Origin of the sequence: Kordia periserrulae, assembly GCF_003054265.1 — a bacterium.
GTDB lineage: Bacteria > Bacteroidota > Bacteroidia > Flavobacteriales > Flavobacteriaceae > Kordia > Kordia periserrulae.
Map to the genome: position 1 here is coordinate 1 of NZ_QBKT01000028.1, position 1,625 is coordinate 1,625.

Consider the following 1,625-nt stretch of genomic DNA (forward strand, 5'->3'; position numbering starts at 1 on the left):
TTTGACCATCAAGACTTTCAATATGAAGAACTGGTCAATCTACTAGAAATAGAGCGCGATACTTCACGAAACGCATTATTTGACGTAATGTTTTCGTATGAAAGCATGGGCGATAGAAGTGTACAAATCCCAGGTTTGGTATTAGAACCGTATGATAGAAGTACTACTATTTCAAAATTTGACTTAGACTTATCAGCATTTGAAGATGGTGAAGGTAACCTACAAATGAGTTTTGAATACGCAACTTCCCTCTACAATCGCTCAACCATAGAACGATACAGTACTTACTACATTCAAATTCTCACAGCAATCCTCAACAATCCATCGCAAAAGATTGCAGAAATTGATATGCTATCAACGGAAGATTATGAACTTATCCACACCTTCAGCACTGGCGCTACCGTCGATTACGGAGATGCTACGGTTTTAGATCTGTTCAGGGAGATGGTAGCAAAGAAAGGAACCAGTACAGCACTACGTTACGAAGGAGAGACGATGAGTTACAAGGAACTAGACAGTCGTTCAGATGATTTGGCAAGTTACCTTATAGAAAAAGGTATCTTAGGAGAAGACAAGCTTGTTCCGATCAGTTTAGATCGTGGCTTTACGATGGTTGTTGGTATATTAGGGATTCTAAAAAGCGGCGGCGCTTATGTTCCGATTGATCCTTTATATCCAGCCTCTAGAAAGCGCTACATTCTAGAAAATATCAGGGCAAAAACGATTCTCACCACTAGTGATTACCAACAAGAATATCAAGAGTTAGGGTATGATGCGTTCGCTCTTGATAGTGAAGAAACCTATCAAACAAGCGATAAAATTAGGCTTCCAAAAGTACTTCCAACAGATACGATTTATGTACTATACACCTCAGGAAGCACAGGGGTTCCCAAAGGCGTTATCAACACACATGAAGGACTCTACAACCGTCTTTTATGGATGCGCGATTCTCTCTGTTTAGATGAAAAAGACATTATTTTACAAAAAACCACCTTCTGTTTTGATGTTTCCTTTTGGGAATTAATCCTTCCGCTAGTTATCGGAGGCGAAATGGTGCTTGCTCGTACTGGCGGAGAAAAAGACAGCGAATACCTATCCAAAGTAATTGAAGAACAAGGCATTACATTAGTACATTTTGTACCTTCGATGCTCTCAGCTTTTCTATTAGATGTAGAGAGTTCGTTCACAAGTCTTTCCAATGTTGTTTGTAGTGGAGAAGCCTTGCCTGAATCGGTAGTCTCATCATTTAGCTCAAAAATGGGTACTACCCAATTACACAACCTCTACGGACCAACGGAAGCAGCAATTGATGTAACGGCAATCAACTTAAGTGATTACAAAGGCAGTGGCGTTCCCATAGGAAAACCTGTGAGTAACACACAAATCTATATCCTAGGGGAAAACAATGTTCTTCAACCTATTGGCGTCAAAGGCGAATTATGTATCGGAGGAGTACAAGTAAGTAAAGGCTATCTGCACAATGAAGCATTAACCAATGAAAAATACACCAACAATCCGTATGGAAAAGGAAAACTCTACCGCACGGGCGATGTAGCTCGTTGGGATGCAAATGGAAACATAGAATACCTAGGCAGAGAAGACAGTCAGATCAAACTCCGCGGTTA

Annotated in this window: 1 protein-coding gene; it reads left to right on the forward strand. The window is 40.4% G+C overall.

Going from position 1 to position 1,625, the window contains the following annotated elements; genetic code table 11:
* On the forward strand, positions 1–1,625 hold a 1,625-nt coding region (locus tag C8N46_RS20035; protein ID WP_146169919.1), incomplete at both ends, for a non-ribosomal peptide synthetase.